Origin of the sequence: Clostridium gelidum (assembly GCF_019977655.1) — a bacterium.
Classification (GTDB): domain Bacteria; phylum Bacillota; class Clostridia; order Clostridiales; family Clostridiaceae; genus Clostridium; species Clostridium gelidum.
The window spans coordinates 3,841,805-3,863,793 of the sequence record NZ_AP024849.1; the positions used below are offsets into that span (position 1 = coordinate 3,841,805).

The window sequence follows — 21,989 nt, forward strand, 5'->3', positions numbered from 1 at the left end:
TATTCTGGCATTTTGCCGACGCAGAATGATGGAAAATAGGCTACCAGATGGACTTGTTATTTTTTTGATTGTGCCTAATAGCCAATATGCCTTATGCTGTTTGTTTTCTCCAAGGCATAAAAATTCTTTCAAGGAAAACAACAATAAAGTAGCTAATAATTCCCATAATAGCGCTTGTCACAACTGATCCCCAGAACACATCTCTGGTTCCTGAGTATAATGCATAAAGAAGTTTCACTCCAATTCCACCACTTGAGCCAAGCATATCAACCAAAATTGATGCTGTAATTGACATTGGTGCTGCTATTTTTAATCCTGCAAATAAATAAGGTAAAGAATATGGAATCATAAGCTTAAAATAAATACTCTTTTTCTTAGCTGCATAAGAATATAACAACTCTTTTTTATCACTATCAACACTATTTAATCCGCTTAACATATTAATAGCAACTGGAAAAAATGTTATGTAGGCTGCGATAATTATTCTAGATGTATTCATATCCTTTGCAAGAGTAAAAATTATAGGAGCTAATCCCAAAACAGGTATCATTTGTGATATTATCAAATAAGGTAATGCTATCTTTTCTGCAATTTTTGATAAGCTCATAATAATAGCTAATGCAACTCCTATGGCTGCTCCTAGTGCAAATCCAACTACTGCTCTAGAAAAAGTAAGTCCCGCTGCACTTATTAGTTCTGTAAAATTCTGTGAAATTGATACTATAATACTATGAGGATAAGGTAATTTTGCTTCAGCCATAGGGTCCTGAGCTACTTTATCTAAAAAGAATGCAACAAGCTCCCAAACTGCTAAAATACCAATAGTCCAAACCAAGTTAACTGTATATTTTTCTTTCTTGTCTTTCATTCTCATACCCCCTCAAAGCTATTTCGAATCTTCGTAATATATTCATAAAACTCTGGAGTTTGCTTTGATTCCATGTTTCTTGGTCGTGGTGTCTTAATATCAATTACCGCTGAGACACGTCCTGGATGTGGCGAAAGAACCACTACTCTGTCTGATAAAAAAACTGCCTCTGAAATGTTATGAGTTACAAAAACTACGGTTTTATTTGTTTTACTCCAAATACTAAGAAGATCAAGATGAAGCTTTTCGCGAGTAAATTCATCTAATGCTGAAAATGGTTCATCCATAAGAAGAATCTCTGGATTAATTGCCAGTGCCCTTGCAATACCAACTCTTTGTTGCATACCACCACTTAACTCATACGGATAATGTGTTCCAAATTCAGAAAGTCCAACTAAATCAAGCATTTTTGTAACTCTAGCAGTACGTTCTGTTTTTTTCATTCCTAGTAGTTCCATTGGCATACATACATTTCTTCGAACAGTTCTCCAATCATATAAAACAGGATTTTGAAATACAATACCATATTTTTTTTGAAGCCTTATATCTCTTGTAGTTTCTCCTCGCACTGTAACTGTGCCCATAGAAGGTTGCAATAAATCAGCTATAATTCTAAGTAATGTTGTCTTTCCACAACCTGACGGACCGAGTAATGAGATAAATTCTCCTTCTTTAATGTCTAGGTTAACATTTTTAAGTGCTGTTACTGGTTCTCCTCCATCTTTATCTTGAAAGATCATACTTAAATCATCTATTTTGATTTCTGTTTTTTCTTCTCTTGGTTTTGAAAAATCTCTTTCTTTAAATTCTGTATCTACGTCATTTAAAATATTCATTTATTTATGCCTCCTTTTTAGAACAAAAAACGGCCCAAAACATATTGTTTTGCGCCGTTGCAAATATTCTATCATATAGCTAAATTTTACTATACATTAGCTTTTTTGTATGGGATTAACCCACATTAATTAAATTTTAATTTATTCTTACCATAATTTATTGTATATAGTCACTAAATCTTGTTTTGTAATACTTTTTATAGTATTTGATGGACTTCCACTATCAATAGCATCTTGTGCCATCTTATCTACTAGAACATCAAACTCTTCTTTATTAATTCCATATTCTTTTAAAGTAGGAATTTCACATATACTACATAGACTTGTGAGTTTCTCTAAAAAAGCCTCTGCTGCTTCCTTGTCACTGCTGGTATTATCTGCTGCATTAATAATTCGTCCAATTTTACCAAATCGTTCATAACTTCCATCTAAAACATAAGATAAACATTCCTTTATAAGGATGGCATTTGAAATTCCATGAGCTACATGAAACATTGCTCCAACGGGTCTGCTCATTCCATGAACTAATGTTACAGAAGAATTATTTATACATACCCCTGCTTCATAAGCTGCTAGTGCCATTTCTTCTCTTGCCTTTTTGTCTTCACCATTTTTATAAACTAATGGCAGATAAGCAAAAATTCTTTTTATTGCAGATAATGCAAAGGTATCTGTTAATGGATTTGCTTTTCTTGAAGTATATGCTTCTACTGCATGAGTTAGTGCATCCATTCCCGTTGCTGCAGTCACACTTTTGGGCGTTGTCATAGAAAACTTAGAATCAATAATTGCCAATTTCGGCAATAATGTTTCTCCCTTCAGAAGCATTTTAATGTTCTTCTTTGAATCTGTAATAATCGTAAATTTAGTAGCTTCTGATCCTGTTCCTGCAGTAGTTGGAATTAATACCAAAGGTGGAAAATCGCCCTCTATTGTTACTCCCATATAATCTGATATAACACCTTCTAATTTTGTCATAGCTACAATTGCCTTGCCACTGTCTAAAGGACTTCCGCCACCAAGCGCAATACAGAAATCACATTCTGAATTTTTATAGGCTTTTACACCACTTTCAATCATGTCATCTGTTGGTTCTCCTATGATGTCATTAAACACTTCAAAATTTATTCCCCATTTGCCTAAACTATCTGTCAAAATCTTTACTGTTCCCATTTTGGTCACATTTTTCCCAGATACAATAAATGCTTTTTTCCCAAAGGTTTTTATCAACTTTTCACTATCTTCTAATGCATTATCTCCAACAATTGTATGCCCTGGCAAACTGAATTCATATGCCACTTCTCTTCACCTCATTTAAATATATTCTTTATCTATAATTTCTAGTACTTCATCTAACTTAACAAGTTCTTCTTCTAATTGTTCCTTTGTAATAATTAATGGAGGAGCAACAAGTATCATATTTTCATGAGTATAAGTCATGAACTTTCTTGCTTTTAATTCATTTAGAATTTTTCCCATGATTCCTTCTGGATCTTTACCATATGGTACCAATGGTTCCTTAGTTACTTTATCCTTTACTAGCTCTACTGCTGAAAATAATCCAATATATCTTACATCTCCAACACATGGATGAGAATCTTTCATTGCCTCTAATTTTTCACCAAGTACAATCCCCATTTTATTTACATTAGTTAAAATATCTGCTTCTTCATAATAATTAACACAAGCAACACCTGCTGCACAAGCTAGAGGATGTCCACTATAAGTTAATCCACAAGATAATATATTATCATCAAAATAAGCTGCAATTTCTTTACTTACCACAACTCCACCAAGTTGAACATAACCACAGGTAACACCTTTTGCAAAAGTAACAATATCTGGTTTTACATCAAAGTTTTCAAATGCAAACATCTTACCTGTTCTTCCCCACCCTGTCATAACTTCATCACAGATCATTAGAATATTAAATTCATCACATAATTTTCTAACTCCAGGAAGATATCCTTTTGGTGGAATGATAATTCCATTTGAACCTGTTATAGTCTCAAGTACAATTGCTCCTACACTGTCTGGTCCTTCATATAAAATCTGTTCTTTAAGCTTAGTCAAATAGTATTTTGTTGCAGCTTCTTCAGATTCAAATTCTATTGCTTCTCTATAAATATAAGGATCAAAGAATTTAACAAATCCAGGAACTCCTGGTTCTAATGCATATCTTCTAGGTTCTCCTGTTAAATTACCTGCACCAAATGAAGATCCATGATAACTTCGATAGCGACTGAATATTTTTGACTTTCCAGTGAACATTCTTGCAATCTTTACTGCATTTTCATTTGACTCCGCTCCAGCATTTGTAAAAAATACCTTACCCATATTATTAGGCATAAGTTCAACGATTTTTTTTGCAAGCTTTGCACGAGATTCAGCTCCAAAAGATGGCCCTACAAAACAATACTGATCAACTTGTTCTTTAATTGCATCTCCAATTGCTTTATTAGAAAATCCAAGATTCATATTAACAAGTTGAGATGACATATCTGAATAACGATTCCCATCATAATCCCAGAAATAAATCCCGTCTCCCTTTTCAACTGAAATTGGATTTATATTTTTTTGTTTGCTCCAAGATTGTAAGCTATATTTTTTTAATGTGCTCTTAATTTCTTCACTATTCATATTTATACACTCCTTTATTGTTACTCATAAATTATTTTTAACTAAAAAAAACAGAACTTATTCAATTGAACAAGCTCCGTTGCTGTTTCACTTATAAATTTGTTTTTCTTTAACTTGTTTCTATTATATACTAGCATTGTTATGAGTTGCAATAACTAAGTGACTAATCTTATTTGTGCAACTGCATATTTAGCTATATTACAGAAAATCCCAAGTTAACAATGGGATTTATATTTTGTTTTAATATAGGTTAAGAACATGCACACATACTTATTAGTTATTTTTGAATATGCGCTACATTATATCTTTAATATAAAATCCTAGATAAAATCTTAATTTTTCATCCAAGTTTAAGGGATTATGTCCAGTGATTTTTTCAATCTTTTTTAATTGATTATTAACTGTATTTCTATGAATATATTGTTGTTCAGCCATAAGACTTTGGCTTCCATTATTTTTCAAATAAATATATAAAAAGTCCATTAAATCTGTATCATTTTCTTTATCATATTTTTCTAAGTTACCTAATATATCATCATAATATTTCTTTAAAACATCTTCATCTTTTGAGTTTAAAAGTAGCTTATAAATATCAAGTTTGTCATAAAAAATTACTTCTTTATCTTGTTTTTTAGCCATTTTTATAGCTATAAGTGCCTTATTAAAGTTCTCATCTTGAATTTTAATTCCATCTTTATTTTCGCTAATACCCATATGTACCGCCCATAGATATTGACCCCAATTTTTAAAGAAAGTATCTACGAAATTATTAATATCATAATTACTATAATTTACAAGACCTAAAACCCAGTACTCATTATACGAAAAAGATATATATAATTCATGAATGCTTCGAGCAATTCTTTCTGAATACATCTTTATTTTATTCATATTAACTTGCTTATTTTCATCGTTTTCATTATCAAATGACATAACAATAAAACAAAAATTGCTATCCCTTAAATATCCATAACGCTCCATTTGCAAAACCTGCGTCTCTAAATCACCTGTTTTAAATATAATATTCTTAATAGTAGTTGCAATACTTATTTCCACCTGTTCTTTTTGCATGATACTATAGCATATATCCCTCGTTACATCTACCATTCTTGTTTCCCATGGAATAGTATAAAGAGGCATTTTAACCTCATTACAGTATTTTACTACATCCTCTGTTATTAATTTTGTATAAGGTCCAATGTTTACAACAAATGCACTTGTTCCTGCACTATACAGTTTCTTAGCATATTCTAGTAGCCACCCCTCATTGTTATTAAGAATACCAGAAGTAAATACAACCTCATTTCCATGAAGAAATTGACTAACTTCATCATTTTCAATAATATGTACCCATTCAACAAGATTATTAAGCCCTTTCTGTCCCGCCAGTAATTTCATTTGATATAGAACAGTACCATTTCCAAATAATTTTCCTACCGTAATTGACATTTGATATTACCCCCATTACATAAAGCTATTATTAAATTTAAAATAGTAAATCACCCTAAGTTTTATAAGGCCAAATGTCAGAATCAGTGTTTCTTGGATGAGATCAACACATGATTAAACTTGTCATATAATTATAATCAATAATTATAAACGGATATATTCATAAAATAAAAGAGAATGTAATTCGTAATAAAAATTAAATAGCAACAATATTTTTAAATATATCCATATAACAAAAAAGCGCCTGGGAAATCCCAAGCGCCATTGCTTTGTACATTACAATATACACCATAAATTTATCATTTGTCAAGTACTTTTCCTCAGATAAACTTACCAAATCTCATAGTAAATTTTTTAATCATTCATAGAATGAATTTTTTAATAAAAAAGTATTGACAAAACAATATTACATGTTTAAAATAAGTTTTATTAAAGTAAAAGCAATGATGGAGATAAGTAAAAAAAGAGTTCACCAAGCAGTGAGCTGGGGATAGTGTGAACCCAGTGGCAGAGTTTTTTTGAATAACACTCCGGAGCTGCAAACTGAAATATTTGCAATCTTTTCGTTAAACAGAAGGTTTAAAAAATGCAAATAAAGTAGGAGCGCCGTATTCCATACGTTATTTGGATACCAGTATTAGCTGGAAAGAGACCAATATGGTAATTTAGGTGGCACCGCGGATAAGCGTCAATTCGTCCTATTATATATAAGATGAATTGACGCTATTTTTATATCTTGAGGAGGGCTATTATTATGTGTACAATTATGTGTTATACGTCAACAGACATGAAACATGGACAATTTGCTGAGGCATTGCAAAGAACGGAGTCAAGAGGACCAGATATGACTGAGATTCTCACTTTACCATCTGGTATTTTAGGATTCCAAAGACTTTCTATTATGGATTTAAGTTTTGGCGGAATGCAGCCATTTACAAGAAAAACAGATGCGGCCATCTGTAACGGTGAAATTTACGGTTTCCGTGAAATTAAAAATGAACTCATAGAAAAAGGATATAAGTTTATTTCCGATAGTGATTGCGAAATATTACTTCCTATGTATTTAGAATATGGACTGGATATGTTTTCAAAATTAGATGCAGAATATGCAACTATCATCTATGATGGAAAGAAAGACAGTTTCATTGCAGCACGAGATCCAATTGGAATTCGTCCTCTATTCTATGGCTATTCAAAATCAGGTAAAATCATGTTTGCAAGTGAAGCAAAAAACTTAATTGGGCTTACAGACAAGATTATTTCATTCCCACCTGGACATTATTATGCTGATGGTGAATTTACCTGCTACTGTGATATCACAGCAACAGAGGGTGAATATTGCAAGGATGACTTAGAAGTTATTTGCAAAGAAATTCATGACAAATTGGTGGCTGGTATAGATAAACGTATGGATGCTGATGCTCCTGTAGGTTTCTTGTTAAGTGGTGGATTAGACAGCTCACTCGTATGTGCAGTTGCACAGAAAATCTGTCCTGAAAAGCCAATTAAAACATTTGCCATAGGTATGACTGAAGATGCAATTGACTTAAAATACGCACAAGAAGTTGCAGATTACATACATAGCGATCATACTACTATATATATGACAAAAGAAGAAGTTCTTGAATCACTTGATGAGGTTATTAAACTTCTTGGAACATACGATATTACCACAATAAGAGCAAGTATGGGAATGTATTTGATTTGCAAGAAATTACATGCAATTTCAGATGTTAGAGTTCTTTTAACTGGTGAAATTTCAGATGAATTATTCGGCTACAAATATACAGATTTTGCTCCAAGTGCTGAAGAATTCCAAAAGGAATCTCAAAAGAGAATGAGGGAATTATATATGTACGATGTACTTCGTGCAGACCGTTGTATCAGCTCAAATTCTTTGGAAGCAAGAGTACCTTTTGGTGATTTGGATTTTGTAAAATATGTTATGGCCATTGATCCTGAAACGAAGTTAAACAAATACAAAATGGGTAAATACCTTTTGAGACATGCATTTGAAGGGGATTATCTTCCAGATAATATTTTATATCGTGAAAAAGCAGCATTTAGCGATGCTGTAGGGCATTCTATGGTAGATCATTTAAAGGAATATGCAGAAACATATTATTCTGACAAAGAATTTGAAATCCTATGTGAAAAATATAAATATCACGCAAAACCATTCACAATGGAATCGCTTTTATACAGAGAAATTTTTGAAAAATACTATCCAGGACAAGCAGAAATGGTAGTAGACTTTTGGATGCCAAACAAAGAATGGGAAGGCTGTAACGTAAATGATCCTAGTGCTAGAGTATTATCAAACTATGGTGGTAGCGGTAAATAATTCAGATACTCTAAAAAATTTACAATATTATATATAGAGATTTGAAATCATATTTACAAAGTTTTGTTTACATGATAAAATGAAGTTAATATATTTTTGATAGCAAAGGTGCTAACAAGCTGTAAAGTTGTTAGTGCCTTTTTTGTTTTAAAAAATCTTTACAATAAATTCAAAAAAGATATTAAAAATAAATTTAGAAATTATATAGTTTTAAATTATATAAAGAAAGGAGTTCCAATAATGGCAGGAGTATATCAAAAAATGGCAGAAAAGATACCTAATATGAGTAAATCACAAGAAAAAATAGCGAAATATATATTATCACATCTTAATACGACACCTTTTCTAACTGTAGAAAAATTAGCAAAGTTATCTGGGGTTAGTATTGCAACTATTACGAGATTTGTAACATTTCTAGGATATAAAGGCTATCCTGAATTTTTAAAAGATACTCAAGAATCTATGCAACAGCAAATAACGAATATTGAACGTATAAAAATTGAGTCTGAAAAAGATTCTGGTGAAGAAAAAGATATTTATGACCTATTTGAAGATGATGTAAATAATATTAAATTAACTATGGAGGATTTAAATTTATATGAATTAAAAAAATCAGTTGATTTATTATTAAATTCAAAAAGAATATATATAGTTGCACGAAGAAATTCTTCTGTAATTGGGATATTTCTTAAATATTATCTTGATTTAATGTTTAATGATGTTCATTTAATTGAAAACATAGAACAAATACCTAAACAAACTAATGAATTTAGTAGTGAGGATGTAATTATTGGAATTAGCTTTGAGAAATATGCTAGAAGCACAGTAGAAATTTTCACATATTTAAAGACAAATGGAGCTAAGACTATAGCTATTACAGATACTATGTTATCTCCTCTTGTACCATATTCAGATATTACATTAACAGCTGTAAGTAAAGGCTCTACATTTATAGAATCTTTTGCAGCCCCACTAAGTTTAATTAATGTTTTAATTGTATATATTGAAAAGGAAAAGAAAGATTTCTTTAATAGTAATGTAGAATTATTGGAAGCAGCATGGAAAAAATTTGATTTATTCATTTGAAGATTATGTATGTATATTTTTGAATAAGGTTTCTACCCTAACATATAGCATGTCTATTGTTTGAGTAGGAACTTTATTAATGCTTAATATGGTATTCAATAATATATTGGTCAAAACATCATAAGAAAAAGAACCTTAACTTAGGAGAATATATCTAAAATTAAGGTTCCTTACAATTTCTTATTTCTTTCTAAAAACACATCTGAAATTCTAATAAATTCTTGTAAATTGCAATTCCCTGCTCTCTCTCCAATTCCATCTAATGTGCAATCTACATATTTTGCTCCATACTTTACAGCTTCAAGTGAAATCGGAATTGCCATACCGAAATCATTATGAGCATGTATTTCAATCTCCATACCTGTACTTCTTATTATGGTTTTAACTGCATCTTTAACTTTAGAAGGCATTAATATTCCTACTGTATCTGCATATCGAACTCTTTCAACACCAAATTCTTTAACTATTTCACATAAATTAATAAGATAATTTATATCTGCTCTTGAAGCATCTTCAAATCCAATAGTCACTTCATAGCCTTTATCTTTGGCAAAATATACACAATCTCTAAGATTTTCTTCAACCCATATTTTATCTTTCCCTAAATTTGAGTATATCTGTATATCAGAGGTAGGCACACTTATATGAATTATATCTGGTTTGCATTCTATTGAATACATTATATCTTTTCTATTCATTCGATTCCATGTAGAAATCAAAGAATTTTTCCTGCCAGCTAAAATCCTCTTAATACATTCCTTTTCCAAATCACCCATTACAGGTATCCCCGCTTCTATTTGATATATATTATTTTCATCCATGTATTTTGCTATCTCCACCTTCTCATCTATTGAAAAAGCTTTTCCTGCACTTTGTTCTCCATCTCGCAACGTTGTATCTACAATATATATTTTCTCATTAAAGCTTTCTTGTAAATTCATAACATTCCCTCCTTCCTTGAAAAAATTTGTTTTAAAAGTTAAATGTTTAATTATAAATTCTAATATTCTAAAAAATTTTAGAATTTGCTTATACAATGCGATTTAATGACTATCTATATGCTGCATTTTTTATAAATTTCTTCTATTTCTTTATCATTTAATCCTCTTCTGTTTTTTGTACTAAGTCTTCTTACATCCTCTAGCATGCAGTTTAAATCACTCGAATCATATTTTATATTTAATTCTTTTAATTTTATCTCTAATGATTTCATTCCCGAATGCTTGCCTATAATAATAATTCTTTTCCTTCCAATTGCACTTGGATCATAAGGTTCATAAGTGGATGGGTTTTTAGAAATTCCATTTACGTGTATTCCAGATTCTACATTAAAAATATCCTTACCTATAAAAGGCATATCCCCACGTAGCTTGCTTTCTGTAATATCTTCAAAAAGATTAAGTACTTTCGGCAACAGCTTATGATTTCCTCGTAGTTTTATTTTTTCCAAAAAAGACAGTGCTCCTAAGATTTCTTCAAGGGGAGCATATCCACCAATTCCTGCAAAAGTTGTAATAACCCTTTTCCCTCCAAGTTTAATCCACTCTAAACTCATGGCTGTAGATGCTCCATACTTGTTTTTAATACACATTTGTATATTGGTTCCAAAAGCATTCGTAATTTCAAAAAAAACTTTTTCATAGTCGTAAAAAATAATATCATCTAATCCAGTTACTCTAGCATTTTTTAAATTGCATAAATTAGACTTACTAATTAAACTATTATAAAATTCATTAGCATTTTGAATCTCAACATTATTGTTATTAGATATTATAAATCTTATATTTTGTGGCAGTGGTGATAATTCTTCATAGAGTTCTTGAGTAATTTCAATAAAATCACTTCCTATTATATATAGCAATTTTATGAACTCTTTTATCTCAGGAATTTTCTGCTTAAACTTATCACCATATATCTCTTTTAGAACAATTATTGTCTTATCTATGATTTCTATTTTTCTTTCACTCATAATTTCACCCCTTTTAAACTATAATTAAATTCTATGATTATATTTTAAAATATAAAAAGAGCCTTATTTAATATAATTTATTATATTAAATAGGCTCCATTGCCACTTTTAAAAAAATAGTCTAAGAACAACTAAATATATGAGTTGCTTCTTAGACTTCATTGCCTTAATTGTAATCAAGTTTTCTTATTATTATATTATCATAATAGATATGATTTGTATAACATTTTCTTAACTTTTTTCTTTATTAATTAACAAATCATTACTAAATCATTGTAATATAATGATATTCACTTTATAATTATATTTAATATAATTTAGTTTTATATATTAATCTACGGTCTGTTTTGAACCATATTACGTTAATTCTTATGGTTAATCTTCACATAATACATAAGTAAGTTTTTAGGGGGTGTTCTACAAATGGAATTATTTGATTCTAACTCAAATTCAGTAAATTTAAATATAGAACGCTTTTCAGAAATGATTGGAGCAAACTGGAGTATATCTCCATCAGTTTTTAAAAATTATATTTTAGCAAATATAAGTATTGCAATAACTAGAGATTCAGAACTCAGAAAAAATATTAATAAAATATATCTTCTTGATAAGATAAATTATTATAATGCTGCTATAAATTCATCCTGCATTAACCACATTATAATGACTCAAGGGACTCTTGAGCAAGAGATTGAGGGGCGAAAAGCATTAGGTATACTTTTAATCGCTGAAAAAGATCATAATTTAAGAAATAACATAATAGCTTTATTACGAAAGTCTTATCCTGTTATATTTAATGCAGTTAAAAAGCATGATAAAAATGCTTTAACTAAAAGATACACTCAAATGGATAAAGTAACACGTAAAGCCGAAGCTAGATTAGATTCTTCAATCTATTTTTATTTTTCTATATATCGCTGTGAAGATACTGTTGATCAAGGTTTTATTCTTTCAATTATTGAAGATATGAACTTTTTTGAATTTCATGATCCCATAACAAGAGTAATAAGCAAGGAGATAGAACTCCATAAAATTGAATTACAAAAAATCAAATCATTATTAAAGAGAGAATATGGTAAGTTAAATAGCTATACAGATATTTTAAATAGTGAATTTAATTTCATTGAGGATTTTGGAATTATTTTAGAGAATATTTTTATCATTAATAAATTTGATATAAATTATTTGTTCTATAATTCTAATTTTTTAAATATTGATGAAATAATCTTATCTTATATTAAAAGTAATGATGGTGAAATAGATATAAGAGTAATACTTCAAACTATAATTAATGGTATATTTATAAAATCACTACTTAACGAATATAAAAATGCTAGAGAATTATACTTTAGCAATAGTCAAGAAACACTTTTTTTTAAGATAGACTCATTAGAGGAAAAGCTTTTTAACCTTGAAAAAGATAACCTAACATTGTCAAACCAAATTGATACACTTGAAAAAGAGAATGGATCATTTGATAAAGTTCTTACTCGTCAAAAAAATGATTTTAATAAAAAACATAATTCTGAGGTATTAACTCTGCAAAATAGAATTGAAGAACTTGAAGATCAATTAGCATCAGAAAAAAAGTATAGAACTGAACTAAATGAAATAAGAAAATATATATTTAAAATCAATAATAACTATGTTCCTTCTAATACTGAAAAAACTTTAGATTATTATATAGCTAGAAAAAATATACTAATTATTGGTGGCTCTAAAGAATGGAGAAGAAAATTTAGAGAAAAATATCCTGACCTTAGAACATTATCAGGATTTAATGAAACCTTTGATACTACTATTTTATCCAATTATGATTATGTTTTTTTCTATACTGGTTTTATGAACCACGCTACTTATTATAGAGCTATTAATTTTATACGTTCAAATTGCATAAATTTTGGGTATATTGGAAAAACAAATATAGAATTGGTAGAAGATGAAATTATTGATGAATTAGAGAAATATGAACCTAAATAACAGATAGATACCCACAATGAAAATCACACTTATGCGCATACCCGCCGAAATTGAATACATATTTGTTCCATAGGAATGTGAAAATTTCGCTGGAAGTATCTAAATGGCAGGTTGCACCCACTTTAGCTTGCTCCAACTATTCAGTTGGACAAGCTAAAGTGGAACAACCTGCCATTAAGATGCTTCAACAGCTTATTTTCAATGCCTACTCCACAAATATGTATCCAATTTCTCTGTTTGTATATACGCCTAAGTGTAGTGAATGTTGAATATAATACCAAGTATATGTAAAACTTCTATGTGTTTATCTATAAAATAAGAACTTCAAGGAAAAGCGTATGATTTCCTTAAAGTTCTATTTTTTTAACGAAATATAGCATCGTATTTAATTATATATATTGTATTTTATAGTCTACAATCCACAGTAAGTTACCTAAAACTATCATCATTAATTGAGCATTGATAATTACAACATATATATCTTATACATCTTTCTTATATAACTAATTCTTCTACTACTTTTCCGCCTTCGATATGTTGTTCTACAATTCTTTCCACATCTTCAACTTTTACATTTCCATACCAAGTTCCTTCTGGATAAACAACCACAATAGGACCTTTATTACATACCCCTAAACAACCAGTATTAGTAACCATTACTTCGTTTATTAAGTCTCTGTCTTCAACTTCCTCCATAAATTTTTGTACAACCTTTACAGAATCTTTAGAATAACACATTCCTTTTTGCATTCCATTAACTCTACAGCTTGCGCAAACAAAAATATGATGCTTTATATCTATCATTTCACTCGTCTCCTTTTTTATTAAATATTTATATTTTACTTAAGACATATTAAAGAAAATAACAAGTCAATAATGCGATGAAATCTTCTTATATGCAACATAACTGCTCTTTTTCACTGTGTATATTTTCCTTCAGACGAAGAAGTATGTTCATCTTATAGGGGGCTATTAGGTGAATATGCTTATGAAGTATGAAGGAAAATATACTAGCATGCTGACTTATTATTTCTTTGTATATGCTTAATTATATTAAAATGTAAGTAACCATCAGAGTTTAAAAACAAAATTGATGCAAACATCAAAATCATTAAATCTCTTAAGCTCTTAGCATTTCTTTAACTTCTGTCCCTTTTAATATAGATTCTGCAGCTTTTACAACTGCTGTTTCAATTGTTTCACAAGTCATAAATACTTCTATTCCCATATCTTTAAATTTCTTTTTAGGATCATCACCCATTCTAAGTGAAAGTACTCCATCACAATCTGAAACAACTTTAGATAGTTTAGCAAATTTATCTTCTTCTTCATCACAGACGTCGATACCATTACAGTATTTATCTACATCTCTTTTTTCTATATATTTTGCCTCTCCATTTTTGCATTCATAAATATAAAATTCTGATGCATGTCCAAAGTGCATATCAACTCCAATGCCGCTTTTTGAAGCAATTGCAAATTTTAATGGTTTTTCTTCTTTTGTTGTACTTTGATTCATAGGTTTATTGAATTCTTGAGACTTATCATCTCCAAGTAATCCAATTGCATCAGCTCTACATTGTTTGCAATGATACATTTGTTTAATATTTATTTCACATTTTTTTCTTAAATCCATTATTTCTTTATTACTTGTAAGTGGCATGTTTTCAAATACACTACCTTTAACTGGTATCATTTGCATTATGTTTGTTATTCCCGCGCCAAGTTCTTTAACTTTTTTAGTTACTTCTTCTATATGGTGATCATTAATTCCCTTAAGCATTACAATGTTAACCTTAACCATAATCCCTCTATCAGCTAAATACTTAATACCTGATAATTGATTATTTAAAAGAATTTGAGTTCCTTCCACGCCAGTATAAGTCACACCTAGATAATCTATAAATTTATATACTTTTGCTGTTATCTTAGGATCTATAGCATTCATTGTTACAGTTACATGAGTTACTCCTAAATCAATTAACTCTTGAGCATAAAATGGAAGCATTAAGCCATTTGTTGATAAACAGAAGGTAACTTCATTATCATATTCTTTTATAAGCTTTAGAGTTTTTCTTACTTCATCAAAATTAGCAAGTGCATCTCCAGGACCTGCAATACCAACTACCTTTAAGTTATCCATTTTAGATTTTACTAATTTGTATTTTACAAATGCCTCTTCTGCAGATAAGACTTCTGTTGTTACCCCTGGTCTACTTTCATTAACACAATCAAATTTTCGGAGGCAATAATTACAGCTAACATTACATTTAGGTGCTATAGGAAGATGCATTCTTGCATATTTATGAGCTGAATCACAACTAAAACAAGGATGAGTTTTTGTTTTTTCCTCAACTTCTTCTCTAACACTAGCTTTTATTTCTATGTTGCTCTCCTCAATCATCTTTTCTTTAATTGTGATTTCACTCATTATGCTCTCCTCCTTATAATATTCATTATATAAATTTTCTCTAAATGTAGATTCTGTTTTTGCAAGCATCACATTTGTAATTTGATCACTTAAATTTAAAGAACCCTCATATCCTATAGATAAAATTCTTTGACCACCAATTCTATCATGAATAGGAAATGCCATTCTAATTAAAGGTACCTTGTGTTTTTCTTCTATTCTTCTACCATCAGAGCTTCCAATCATTACATTTACCTTTAAATCTAAAACATATTTTTCTATTCCTTTAAAATCTGCTTCATCTGTAATTATGCATTCTCCTGCAAACATTAGTTTAGCAAGTTCATCAACTTCTTCTCTTAAACTTGGTTCAAGTTTTTTGCATGCATCTCCACTTGCAATAAGCACTGGTACTACTCCATTTTCTATAGCTAGTCTTGCTACAGAATATACAAAATCAGGTTCTCCAAAGATTGCTATTCTTGCTTCTGCATTATACTTATGAGAATCTATCATAGCATCTAAATATCTACCTCTTTGTTTTTTATATTTTTCTGGAATAGGCCTTCCAGAAACTTCACACAATACTTTTAAAAATTTATCCGTTTCTCTAAGTCCTCTTGGTATATTAATTCTATAATTTTTAACGCCATAAGCTTCTTCTAAGTAGCTTCCAACAGAATATTCTTCTTTAATAAATGTAGATAGTTCAATTGTAGCTTTTGCCCCCCCCATATATTTAACTTCTTCTATGGTAGTTCCACTTGAAGGTAATCTATTATAATTTTTACTGTGCCCTCCATCTAAACTTTCAGATATATCCGGAAGCAAAATATAATCAATTTCAAAATCACTTAGTATTTCTTTAAGTTCTCTTGTATCAGCACTGCTGATTGGTCCAGTTACAATATTTATTTTTTCATTAGGCTTTATGTCCATTTCTACATTTTCTACTACTGCTCTTAGTGCTGTAAAATATCCCCCATATTGAGTTCCACCATATCCCGGAGATTTTATTGGTATTAATTTGACTTTAGTTTCTGGATGTTTTTCATAAAATATTTTTGAAAGTCTATCTACATCTTCTCCAATTGTCTCAGCAAGACAAGTTGTTGCAATACCAATAACTTCTGGATTATATAATTTGATTAAATTTTCAATCCCCTTAATCAAATTGTTTTCTCCACCATAAACAGTTCCTTCTTCTGTAAGCGAAGAAGATGCTATATCTATTGGTTCATTATAATGTGTTGCCATATGTCGCCTTATATATGTACTGCAACCTTGTGATCCATGCAAAATTGTCATGCAACCCTTGATTCCATATAAAGCATTGCAAACTCCCATAGGCATACACATTTTGCATGGGTTAACAGTTAGATTCACATAATTACTCTTCATTTTCTTCACTCTCCTTTACATATTTCCATACAGGACTATTTATTGATAAATTAATTTCCTTTGCAAAATTAACAGCTCCAACAAATCCACCTAGAGGATGTTTTCTTTCATGATTATGATCACAAAAAGCAACTCCGAGTTTATACGCAAGTGGTCTTTCTTTTACTCCACCTACTAAAATATCTACATCTTGTTCTAACATAAATTTTTCTAATTCATAAGGATTTGCATCATCCAAAATAACTGTTCCATCATTAACCAAACTATTTATTACTTCATAATCATCTGCTTTCCCAGTTTGTGTTCCAACCATTACTGTATCTATTCCAAATTCATTAAATTGTTTAATTAAAGAAATTGCTTTAAAACCTCCACCTACATATATAGCTGCTTTTTTACCTTTAAGATTTTTTTTGTATTCATTTAATATAGGCATTATTTTTTCTTCTTCTTCTTTTACAAAAGCCTTAGCCTTTGCTAAAGTCTCTTCATCTCCAAATAAGCTTGCAATTTTAAGTAATGAATTTTTACTATCTTCGACTCCAACAAAACTTATTTTAACAAAAGGAATTCCAAATTCCAGTTCCATATTTTTTGCTAAATATGTCATAGAGCCAGCACATTGAACAACATTAACAGTTGCACTACTAGCTTTTAATAAATTAGCATAACTAGAATCACCTGTAATTGTTGATACTACATCTATTCCAATTTTCTTCAAATACTCTTTTACAATCCATATTTCTCCTGCTAAATTAAAATCACCAAGCATATTAATTCCTTTTACTTTAGGTAAAACATTTCTTCTAAAAATATTCATTAGTGCATTACACGCTAATTTGTATCCCTTAGATTTATTCCCCGAAAATCCTGGTGCCATAACAGGTATAACTGGCACATTATACTTTTCTTCTGCCTCTTTACAGACAGCTTTAATATCATCACCAATAACTCCAACTATGCAAGTTGCATAAACAAAAATCAACTTTGGATTATGATTTTCCATAATACCTTCTATAGCTGCTATTAGCTTCTTTTCTCCACCGAATATTACATCTTTTTCTTGTAAATCTGTTGAAAAACTATTTCTATATAAATCATCACCGCTTGAAAGACTTCCTCTTATATCCCAAGTATAACTAGCACATCCTATTGGTCCATGAACTATGTGGTATGCATCAGTTATTGGATTTAGAACTACTCTTGCACCACAATAAACACACGCTCTTTGACTAATTGATCCCGATACACTATCACCATCACACTTCATTGAATTTTTATTCTTTCCTTCTTTTGTGCATATAAAGTCTTCTCTTTCTTCAAGAACTGAATTTGATTTTTTCTTTTCCATAGGTCACACACCACCTTTTCGATTTATAATTATCAATTTGGAATTGAGAATATAGGATGTATAATGTACCTATTAGTTCATTCTACATTCTCAATTCTAAATTTTGAATTTATTAATGAATTGAGCAATTGACACGTCTTAGTTCGTGTTCAATTGCTCAATCATTGAGTTTATTCTTTTTTAGTTATTTATACATATCTTTTAGGTTTATACATATCCTTATTTAAGATCTTGGTTGCTGCATAGCTGCTTCTTTTATTTGTGCATATCTTTTTAAGTTCTTGATTGCAGCATAGCTGCTCTTTTCATAGGGGCATATCTTTTTTAAGTTCTTGGTTGCAGCATAGCTGCTTCTTTTATATGTGCATATCTTTTTATTTATACTATTTTACACACTTTATGGAAAATAAAATTCCTGATTATACTTGTTAGAGTAATTCAAATACACATTTACTAAACTTTAAGTACATACATACACTAGAAATCAAATACATTTTTGTGAAGCAGGCATTTGAAAATTTCACTGCTAAAAGTACTTAATGGAAGCTTGTTCCACATTAGCTTGTCACACTGAAAGTGGGAGCAAGCTAATGTGGGTGCAAGCTTCCATTTAGTACTTTCAGTGATATTTTCATAGTCCTGCGGAATAAAAATGTATTTGATTTCGGTCAGCTAGAACATACCTTAAATTTACGTTACATTACTAATTCAAAATCTTCATCCTTAGCATCTCTGTCTTGTCTATCCATTAGAGCACCAAGCATTAATTCTAATAATCTCATACCACCTCTGTATCCAGTAACTGGCATTAATGAGTGAACATATCTATCTAATACTGGGAATCCAACTCTAACTAATGGTATATCTTCAGCTTTTGCTATATATTTACCATGAGTTCCACCCATTAATAGATCTACTGTTTCATTTTTTATCAATTGGTGTAAGTAAAATAAATCTGAATCTTGTTTAACTATAGATCCTTCAACACCAAATTCTGCAAATAATGCATTTATTTCTTTCTCAAATGCCATTCCTGGAGTACCTGTAATTACATATTTAGGTATCATTCCAAGTTCTAATACAAATTTAGTTAATGAAATTAATGTATCAGGATCTCCGTATAAAGCTACTTTCTTTTTATCATAATATGGATGCGCATCTAGCATTATATCAACAAGTTGTCCTCTTTCCTCTTCAAGTTCATAAGGAACTTCTTGTTTACTAAATCTACTTAATTCCATAATATAATCATCAGTAGCTCCAATACCTATAGGCATCTTTAATGTATTGTAAGGAACTTTAAATTTCTTTTCTAGTGTACTTGCACCTGCTTCTGATGCAAAACTTCCTATTGCTAAAGTTTTTTCGCAGTCTCCAAGTTCTATGATGTCTTGAACTTTTGTTCCACCCTTTGGATACATTTGATATTTACCAGTCATTGGAGAATCTAAAACTCCAGTTGTATCAGGAATCATTGTAAAATCTACACCCATAAGTTTTAACATTCTTTTCATTTCACGCATATCACCAGGGTTAACAAATCCAGGTATTACGCACATTTTTCCATTTTTTACTCCAGTTGTTTTAGATAAGCCATTAATAAAACCTGTGACCATGTTAGAGAATCCAGTAATATGTGATCCAACATAACTTGGAGTATTGGCATGTAACACGTACTTTCCTTCTGGAATATTCATATCTGAGATGTAAGTTTTTAAGTCATCACCTATAGTTTCTGATAAACATGTAGTATGAATTGCAATTATCTCTGGATTATATATATCAAAAATATTTTTTACAGCAGTTTTAATATTACTACCTCCACCAAATACGCAAGCCCCTTCACTAAATGCTGAAGTAGTTGCTATAGCTGGTTCTTTAAAATGTCTTGATAATACTGTTCTATGGTATGAACAACAACCTTGTGATCCATGACTATGTGGCATACAACCATGAACACCAAGTGCAGCATACATTGCTCCAACTGGTTGACATGTCTTACTAGGGTTAATCGTAACTGCTTTTCTTTCTACTATTTTTTTTGGGGTTAAATCTAACATTATGCCTCACCTCCAAATGTTCCTTCTAATATAGATTGCTTTTTCCATGGCGCTACCACGAATCCCCAAGCTGGTGTGTATATTCCCATAGTTACATCGCGTCCAAAATTAACAGCACCTTTAAATCCTGCATAAGGTCCACTGTAATCATAAGAATGTAATTGTCTTGATAAAACTCCACCTTTCTGTATTGTGTATTTATCTTTAATACCTGTAAAGAATATGTCTGGCTTTAGTTCTTTAATAAATTGTTCTTGTTCAAATTCATTTAAATCATCTACTACGATTGAACCTTTTGGCATATCAACCATCATACCATCATAATTTTCTAAATCATGTATAGTTTTCTTTAATTCTTGTATTTCTTCTTCTGATTTATATTCTTTGTATTTCCCTTCAATCTTTTCAACTTCTAATACTTCTATATTTTTTAAATCTGCATCTTCAACAATACTAGGAATTACTTCTCTACCTTCATAATCATCTCTGTGTGCAAATTCAAATCCTGCAAGTACTGTTTCTACTCCCAAATCATTTAATAACAATTGATAATGATGGGCTCTTGAACCACCAACATATAATGCTGCTGTTTTTCCTGTTAACTTGCTCTTGTAATATTCCATATCCTCTTTTATGTCTTCAAGCTCTTCAGCTATTACTTCTTCTGTCCTAGCTGTTATAGCTGGATCATTAAAGAATTTTGCCATATCTCTTAAAGAATCAACTATACCTTTAATTCCAATAAAGTTTACCTTAAGCCATGTAGTTCCATATTGGATTTTCATCATTTCTGCTATATAATTGATAGAACGATGACATTGAACTAGGTTTAATTCTGCTGTGTGAGCCATTCGCATATCATCAATACTAGCATTACCAGTCATAACTGATATAACTTCATAGCCTATTCTCTTTAGGACTCTTTCTATTTCCCAAGAGTCCCCACCTATGTTATATTCTCCAAGAATGTTAACTGAATGTGTCTTAGGTGTATGATCTTTTGTTCCTATTATGGATTTGATTATCTTGTTATTTGCAATATGGTGACCAGCAGATTGTGATACACCTTTATAACCTTCGCAAGCAAAAGATATACACTCAATTCCATACATTTGCTTAACTTCTACTGCAACTGCTGGAAGATCATCACCGATTAATCCAACTGGACATGTTGAACAAATAAATATTGCTTTTGGATTAAATATCTCTACAATTTCTTTAATTGCGGCTTTTAATTTCTTTTCTCCACCAAATACAATATCACTGTCTCCTAAATTAGTACTGAAACAATATTGGATAAAACTTCCATCTCCATCTTGAACTGAAGCTTTATTTCTTCTTGTTCCCCAAGAATAATATCCACACCCTATAGGACCATGAGTTAAAACTACAATATCTTTTATAGGTCCAAGAACAACTCCTTTACAGCCTGCATAACAACAACCTCTATGTGTCAGCATTCCCGGCATAGTTCTTCTATTTGCATCAATTTCTTCTGTTTCATTTTCAATGTCTAATATATGTTTTTTTCTGTTTTTGTATACTTTTGCACTATATTTATCTAATACACTATCTAATACTTTATTACTCATTTG

At 30.3% G+C, this 21,989-nt stretch carries 15 protein-coding genes and 1 other annotated feature; of the genes, 3 read left to right on the forward strand and 12 right to left on the reverse strand.

The features are described 5' to 3' along the window. Nucleotides 1–91 precede the first annotated feature (91 nt). The 5 genes from psyc5s11_RS17695 to psyc5s11_RS17715 form a co-directional block, all read right to left on the reverse strand. On the reverse strand, nucleotides 92–868 hold the full coding sequence (locus psyc5s11_RS17695) for an ABC transporter permease (protein ID WP_224033805.1): 777 nt from the start codon (nucleotides 866–868) through the stop codon (nucleotides 92–94). 2 nt (nucleotides 869–870) lie between these two features. Beyond that, complete coding sequence (locus tag psyc5s11_RS17700; RefSeq protein ID WP_224033806.1) at nucleotides 871–1,704, reverse strand: ABC transporter ATP-binding protein; 834 nt, start codon at nucleotides 1,702–1,704, stop codon at nucleotides 871–873. A gap of 147 nt (nucleotides 1,705–1,851) precedes the next feature. Beyond that, on the reverse strand, nucleotides 1,852–3,003 hold the full coding sequence (locus tag psyc5s11_RS17705) for an iron-containing alcohol dehydrogenase (RefSeq protein WP_224033807.1): 1,152 nt from the start codon (nucleotides 3,001–3,003) through the stop codon (nucleotides 1,852–1,854). Between the two features lie 15 nt (nucleotides 3,004–3,018). Next, on the reverse strand, nucleotides 3,019–4,344 hold the full coding sequence (locus psyc5s11_RS17710) for an aminotransferase class III-fold pyridoxal phosphate-dependent enzyme (protein ID WP_224033808.1): 1,326 nt from the start codon (nucleotides 4,342–4,344) through the stop codon (nucleotides 3,019–3,021). 294 nt (nucleotides 4,345–4,638) lie between these two features. Next, a complete protein-coding gene (locus psyc5s11_RS17715) occupies nucleotides 4,639–5,793 on the reverse strand; it encodes a PucR family transcriptional regulator (RefSeq protein WP_224033809.1) in 1,155 nt (384 codons plus the stop codon). A 434-nt stretch (nucleotides 5,794–6,227) separates the two neighbouring features. After that, nucleotides 6,228–6,497: a binding site (T-box leader), on the forward strand. A gap of 50 nt (nucleotides 6,498–6,547) precedes the next feature. On the opposite strand from psyc5s11_RS17715, the gene asnB reads away from it, so the two are divergent. Both asnB and psyc5s11_RS17725 read left to right on the forward strand, forming a co-directional pair. After that, nucleotides 6,548–8,137, forward strand: coding sequence for an asparagine synthase B (gene asnB, locus psyc5s11_RS17720; protein WP_224033810.1), 1,590 nt, complete (start codon nucleotides 6,548–6,550; stop codon nucleotides 8,135–8,137). 240 nt (nucleotides 8,138–8,377) lie between these two features. Next, nucleotides 8,378–9,223 carry a MurR/RpiR family transcriptional regulator gene (locus tag psyc5s11_RS17725; RefSeq protein WP_224033811.1) on the forward strand — a complete coding sequence of 282 codons (846 nt, stop codon included), beginning with the start codon at nucleotides 8,378–8,380 and terminating at the stop codon, nucleotides 9,221–9,223. 170 nt (nucleotides 9,224–9,393) lie between these two features. Here psyc5s11_RS17725 and psyc5s11_RS17730 read toward each other — a convergent pair whose 3' ends face one another. Together psyc5s11_RS17730 and psyc5s11_RS17735 are read right to left on the reverse strand one after the other, a co-directional pair. Further along, the gene (locus psyc5s11_RS17730; protein ID WP_224033812.1) at nucleotides 9,394–10,164 is read right to left on the reverse strand and encodes a beta/alpha barrel domain-containing protein; all 771 of its coding nucleotides are present in this window, start codon (nucleotides 10,162–10,164) and stop codon (nucleotides 9,394–9,396) included. A gap of 113 nt (nucleotides 10,165–10,277) precedes the next feature. Beyond that, on the reverse strand, nucleotides 10,278–11,192 hold the full coding sequence (locus psyc5s11_RS17735; RefSeq protein ID WP_224033813.1) for a homocitrate synthase/isopropylmalate synthase family protein: 915 nt from the start codon (nucleotides 11,190–11,192) through the stop codon (nucleotides 10,278–10,280). 423 nt (nucleotides 11,193–11,615) lie between these two features. Between psyc5s11_RS17735 and psyc5s11_RS17740 the strand changes: the two genes are divergently transcribed. Next, nucleotides 11,616–13,172, forward strand: a complete 1,557-nt coding sequence (locus psyc5s11_RS17740; protein ID WP_224033814.1) for a hypothetical protein — start codon at nucleotides 11,616–11,618, stop codon at nucleotides 13,170–13,172. Nucleotides 13,173–13,667: 495 nt separating this feature from the next. Here the strand turns inward: psyc5s11_RS17740 and psyc5s11_RS17745 are convergent, their stop codons facing one another. The 5 genes from psyc5s11_RS17745 to psyc5s11_RS17765 all read right to left on the reverse strand — a co-directional run bounded on the left by psyc5s11_RS17745 (nucleotide 13,668) and on the right by psyc5s11_RS17765 (nucleotide 21,986). Continuing rightward, nucleotides 13,668–13,976 (reverse strand): 2Fe-2S ferredoxin, encoded by a 309-nt coding sequence (locus psyc5s11_RS17745; RefSeq protein ID WP_224033815.1) that lies wholly within the window; start codon nucleotides 13,974–13,976, stop codon nucleotides 13,668–13,670. A 316-nt stretch (nucleotides 13,977–14,292) separates the two neighbouring features. Continuing rightward, complete coding sequence (gene nifB / locus psyc5s11_RS17750) at nucleotides 14,293–16,983, reverse strand: nitrogenase cofactor biosynthesis protein NifB (protein ID WP_258712354.1); 2,691 nt, start codon at nucleotides 16,981–16,983, stop codon at nucleotides 14,293–14,295. Next, a complete protein-coding gene (gene nifE, locus psyc5s11_RS17755; protein WP_224033817.1) occupies nucleotides 16,973–18,334 on the reverse strand; it encodes a nitrogenase iron-molybdenum cofactor biosynthesis protein NifE in 1,362 nt (453 codons plus the stop codon). Before nifE ends, nifB begins: the two co-directional genes overlap by 11 nt. Nucleotides 18,335–19,029: 695 nt before the next feature. Continuing rightward, complete coding sequence (gene nifK, locus psyc5s11_RS17760; RefSeq protein WP_224033818.1) at nucleotides 19,030–20,394, reverse strand: nitrogenase molybdenum-iron protein subunit beta; 1,365 nt, start codon at nucleotides 20,392–20,394, stop codon at nucleotides 19,030–19,032. Then, entirely contained in the window at nucleotides 20,394–21,986 is a 1,593-nt protein-coding gene (locus tag psyc5s11_RS17765; RefSeq protein ID WP_224033819.1) for a nitrogenase component I subunit alpha, read from the reverse strand. The genes nifK and psyc5s11_RS17765 overlap by 1 nt, the downstream gene beginning before the upstream one ends. Nucleotides 21,987–21,989: the final 3 nt, after the last annotated feature.